Source organism: Endozoicomonas sp. ONNA2, from assembly GCF_024606365.1.
Taxonomy (GTDB): Bacteria; Pseudomonadota; Gammaproteobacteria; order Pseudomonadales; family Endozoicomonadaceae; genus Endozoicomonas.
In genome coordinates this window covers 1-5,459 of record NZ_JAHHPO010000039.1, presented here as the reverse complement: position 1 = coordinate 5,459, position 5,459 = coordinate 1, and the positions used below count along the sequence as shown (strand labels likewise).

At 50.4% G+C, this 5,459-nt stretch carries 4 protein-coding genes; all 4 read right to left on the bottom strand.

Annotation, left to right across the window (positions count from 1 at the left end; translation table 11 throughout):
- Nucleotides 1-253 precede the first annotated feature (253 nt).
- Entirely contained in the window at nucleotides 254-1,189 is a 936-nt protein-coding gene (glsA, locus tag KDK14_RS00490; protein WP_257263053.1) for a glutaminase A, read from the bottom strand.
- Nucleotides 1,186-2,760 (bottom strand): putative glutamine/gamma-aminobutyrate antiporter GadC, encoded by a 1,575-nt coding sequence (gadC, locus tag KDK14_RS00485; RefSeq protein WP_257263052.1) that lies wholly within the window; start codon nucleotides 2,758-2,760, stop codon nucleotides 1,186-1,188. The genes glsA and gadC overlap by 4 nt, the downstream gene beginning before the upstream one ends.
- A 203-nt stretch (nucleotides 2,761-2,963) precedes the next feature.
- A complete protein-coding gene (locus tag KDK14_RS00480; protein ID WP_257263051.1) occupies nucleotides 2,964-3,164 on the bottom strand; it encodes a hypothetical protein in 201 nt (66 codons plus the stop codon).
- 138 nt (nucleotides 3,165-3,302) lie between these two features.
- Nucleotides 3,303-4,877, bottom strand: coding sequence for an AbgT family transporter (locus KDK14_RS00475; RefSeq protein ID WP_257263050.1), 1,575 nt, complete (start codon nucleotides 4,875-4,877; stop codon nucleotides 3,303-3,305).
- Between the last annotated feature and the right edge of the window lie 582 nt (nucleotides 4,878-5,459).

Sequence of the window (5,459 nt, the reverse complement as noted above, 5' to 3'; positions counted from 1 at the left end):
ATTTTTACACATCAGTTTTACCTCCAAAACACATGACTATCGCCGTTTATTATAGTAGCTGATTCATGACGTACGATCAGTGGTAATCAGGAAAGAGATTGATTAAGAGGATGGTATAAAAATCAGAAAATTCCAGATTTAATTCAGGGGTGCTGAATAGTTACGTTGTTTTTTTATCAGTGATCAAGATATGGAAAGACACAGGAGGGGCCGGAGAGAGGGGAGCAAGAAAGCTGCCCTCCCATGATGAAAACTAACAAGGCCGGTAGACATTGAAGTTAAGGTTATTGGCAATATGGCGAATCATTTTCATGGCCCGGACACTATTGCCAGCCTCGTCCAATGGCGGTGAAAAACCGGCAATGGCCATCCTGCCGGGAACCACCGCCACCACTCCGCCTCCAACGCCACTCTTGCCCGGCAAACCCACCAGATATGCCCAGTCGCCCGAGTAATCGTACATGCCTTCCATGGTCATTTCGGCAAGGATGGGCCCAATATTGTCCGGGCTAATGACCTGTTCTTTTGTTACCGGATTGACACCACCATTAGCCAATGTTCCGCCAAGGGTGGCCAAGTCGTCACAGCTGACAAGGGTTGAGCATTGTCGTGTATAAACTTCGCAGGCGTCCATCGGATCGCTGAAGCAGTTGCCGGCGGCATAGAGTAACCAGGCAATGGCCCGGTTATGGAAGTTGGTCTCTTGCTCGGAGGTATTGACTTCATCCGAGAGCCTGATGTTGTGCGACATCATTTTCCTCTGGAAGTCGAGGATCATCTGCCAGCGTGACTCTTTGTCAGGCGCGTCGAGAAAACTGACGGTGGACATGGCACCGGCATTGACCAGTGGTGTCAGGGGTTTGTCCTGATGGACGGTCAGTGCCATCACCGAGTTGAAGGGTAGTCCTGTGGGCTCAGCGCCGATTTTCTCCCTGACCAGCTCTGCCCCTTTTTGCTCCATGGCCAATGACATTGAGCACACTTTACTGATGGACTCCAGGGCAAAACCATAATCATGGTCACCACTGTGGATGACGGTTCCATCACAACAGGCCATGGATACGGCACATAAATCGGCAGGAACGCTGGCCAGAAACGGGATATAGTCGGCATTGGCTCCTTCATTACAGGCCTTGCCTATGGTGAGGGCTTCGTCCGCAAGCGTTTGCAATCGGGTATTAAAGCTCATGATTGTGCCCCTTTAGTGTCGGCCTTGTTTTTGTGCAGCCATTGGAAATGTTTCTCGGTCAAGTGTGGCGTATGGGTATCAGACTCATTGGGTAAACCCGGGTGAGTCTTTTCAAGTTCCCAGGTAAACGGCGCAAAGTCCGTGTCCTCGTCTTTCCAGTGGGGCTTGCGACTGGCATAAATTAAAAAAGGAATACAGACAAAAATGATGGTAAGGACAATCAAAATGACCACATAGGTAGTTGGGCTGCCGATAGCAATCTGACCCGGTGGGATAAAGCTGAAGATAAAGGCGATCAATGATCCGATAAAGCCAATACCGGCAACGATAAACATGCCGGTCCTGCCACCGGGAATGGTATAGGGCCTTGGGCGATTTGGCTGGGAAAAGCGCAGATGGATGGCGGCAGCAAACATCAGCAAGTACATGATCAGGTAAAGAATCACCGTGAGCTGACTGAGAATCTGGTAAGTTGCCTGCACCGAAGGCATCACCACAAACAGAATGGACAGGACAGTCACAATGCCGGCCTGGGCAAACATGATATGGGTCGCCATATTGTGTTTATTGGTGTATTGCCAGAATCGCGGCAGATAACCCGCCTTGGCAACGGTTAATAAGCCCGAAGAGGGGCCTGCAACCCAGGTAACAATGCCGGCCAGAACACCAATGGCAAGACAAACCGCCATAATCGGCGCCAGAAAACCGATGCCTGCCCAGTGAAATATATCGTAATAGGCAACCAGTAATGACTGGGTCAGGTTAATATCTGCCTGGGGTATAACAAAACCGATGGCCAGCGTGCCGAGAATAAATATTACGACAGTTCCTATAGACGCAACGGCAATGGCCACCGGGTAAGATTTTGCCGCGTTATCCAGCTCTTTTACATGGATCGCGTTCATTTCCATACCCGCATAAAACAGGAAAATACTGGCGGCAAGCACAATGTTACCGAAATTGGAAAAGTCAGGAATGACATTTCCCCACGTAAGTTCAATATGTACGGGTTCTCCACTGCCCAGGTAGCTGAACCCGAGGATGATCAGAATGATGGCAGGTATGATGGTACCGATCATACCGCCCCACTTAGAGACCTTGGAAAAAGCGTCAACCCCCCGAAAAGCGATCAACGTGGCCAGCCAGTAAATTGCCAGGACAACAGCGAGAACAAAGAACTTATTGGCCGAGAGCGCCTGGTCCCAGGTCTGGTCCGGTCCAATAAAGGCCAGGGAAACGGCGCCAAATGTCAGGGCGGTTGGAAACCAGACACTGACTTCTGAAAACAACATGAACATGGCCAGAAAAGCCCATGAAGGACCAAAGGCCTCGCCAACCCAGCGGAATACGCCACCTTTTTCCGGCCAGCCAGTGGCCAGCTCTGCGGCGACCAGCGATACCGGGATCAGAAAAAATACGGCGGCAAAAATGTAGTAGAAAACCGAACTGAGGCCATACTCTGCTTCTGCGGGTAAGCCACGAAGGCTCACTACCGCAACGATGTTCATGATCGCCAGGGTAAAAACCGTGAGTTTTCTGGCACTGGCTTTAGGGGGGGAACTGTCAGCCATAACTGCATACCTCATGCCATATAGTGATATTCGGGACAGTCGAAACAGGGAGAAAGTTATGTTATCTCAATGAGATAGTGAGGATTAAACCCATGAAGTTTGGTTAGGGAATGAAGATTTATCAAATTCGATTGGGCAAAATGTATTGGCAGCTGTGAGAATCGAAAACTTTGAGAGTACCCGGATGCTCGGGAGGTTGGGGATTACATAAAATACAGCATCGCCATAAAGACAAAGCCGGGCAGGAAAAAACCGACCAGTGCCCCGGACTCCCTGTCTCCCCAGTGCTTCTCAGTCACCTTGCCCGCATAATGAATAATCACAATCCAGGAAATCAGGCAGACAGCGGCAATTATCCAGCTGGTGGGCGTCATTCCATCGATAATTTTCATCAGATTGAACACGGTCAGGGTTCCTATACAGCAAGGTTGGCTTGTTATAAAAAGATAGACCCTTTTTGAAGAAATTCGTTCCCTTACAGGGGAAAGGTAAACAATGTTTATAAAGAAGGGGCCAAAGCCCCTTAAACAGTGAGATAGGTATTACATGGCCGGGTAGGTGTAACTAGCCTGGATACCCAGTGGCAGACCCAGCGCCCAGTAGGCCAGCAGGAAGCTGGTCCAGCCGATCAGCATGGCGATGGAGTAGGGCATCATCATGGAAGCCAGGGAGCCGATACCGGAGTTCTTCACATAACGCTGGCAATACACCACCACCAGGGGGAAGTAAACCATCAGCGGAGAAATGATGTTGGAAACCGAGTCACCAACACGATAAGCCGCCTGGGACAGTTCCGGAGAGATACCCACCGCCATCAGCATGGGTACCAGAATAGGGCCAATCAGCGCCCATTTGGCCGACGAAGAGCCAATGACCAGGTTAACAGTGGCGGTCAGCAGGATCATGCCAATCACCGTAATTTCACCGGGCAGGTTCATGGCCTGCAGAACTTCCGCACCGCTCAGGGCCAATACCGTACCCAGGTTAGACTGGGAGAACGCGTACAGGAACTGCGCACAGAAGAACGACATCACCAGGTAAGAACCCATGGTGGACATGGTGCTGTTCATGGCAGCAACGGTGTCTTTAGACGTCTTGAAAGTGCCGGAAACCTTACCGTAGACAATACCCGGAATGATAAACAGGATGAAAATCAGCGGCACGATAGACTGCATCAGCGGTGCCGAGAATGACGTGATTTCACCGTTCGGGGCACGCAGTGGTGAAGACTCGGGAATAACCGCGGCAACCAACAATGCCATACCGGCCAGCATGGCCAGGCCAGCGGCATTGAACGCCTTGCTTTCTTCTGGCGTAAAGGAACTCAGGTCAGGCGCTTTTTCCGCATCTTCATCGAGAGTGGTCATTGCCTGCAGACGTGGCTCAATGATTTTGTCAGTCACGTACCAGCCAATAGCCATGATGACAATACTGGACGCACCGGTGAAGAACAGGTTGGCCAGCGGGTTCATCTGGAAAGATGGATCCAGAATCTGTGCCGCAGACTGGGTAAAGCCCTGCAGCAGTGGATCAATACCCGATGGGATAAAGTTGGCAGAGAAACCACCGGAGACGCCGGCAAATGCCGCCGCGATACCCGCCAGCGGATGACGCCCGGCAGCGTGGAAAATAATACCACCCAGGGGAATAACCAGCACGTAACCGGCATCCGCTGCGGTATGGCTGACAATGGCAACCAGAATCAGCATAGGGGTTAACAATTTTGCCGGGGTTACACTCAGCATCTTCTTGAGGCCGGTGTTGATGAAGCCGGATTTTTCAGCCACACCGATACCCAGCATCGCCACCAGGACGATACCCATGGGGGCAAAGCCGGCAAAATTCTTCACCATACTGGCAAGGAAGGCGGCAAGGGCGGAGCCGGTCAGCAGGTTTTTTACCGCGATAGTGTCACCGGTTGCCGGGTGCACCATGTCCAGATTTATCTGGGCCATCAGGGCGGACAGCACCCAGACGACAACCAGGCCATACAGGAATAGTAGTGTCGGTTCTGGCAGTTTGTTACCTGCCTTTTCAACCGCGTTCAGGAAGCGATTCATCAACCTGGAATCGCCAGATTTTACCTCCGGCATTGGAGGAGCCTCGATTACACTCATGGATGACTCTTTTCCGTACTATTGATCGAAATGGTGTTGTTGTAAAGACTTTAAAAAATCAAAGACGAGATGGGAAATGATCCAGATCAATTAAACATATTAAAGAGAATTTTAAGAATAATATTTAGAGATATTTTCTGATGAGGCTGGTGAAATTCGAGAGATATTACTGGGCTATCTCATATAATTCTTTCGTTTTTCGAGACTGAATGTCATTCATTCCCGGAACGCGCACTGCTTCCACGGACTGACCCCGGCGCTCACCCGCGGATCAGCCAAATGAAGCCGATGGCAGCGAATGGACACCAGTGACTCAACCACCGTCGATATTAACGAGTTTGACATCCACGTATCGCAAGACAGCAAAACTCTGCCACAGGCCAATTACGATAGGGTTTGTTTTTATGTTCCATAGCACTAAATGGCAGGATTTTAGTGTGTCTTCTTCCCATGCAAGAGTAGGTCATCGCCAGGCAACCAACAGAAAAGCCCAGTTGAGCAATCAACTAGGAGGCTGTCCGAGAATGGCGCCCGTAGCGAGGATGGCAGAAAATTGAGGATAAAAAGTCGGAAATTTTTAGT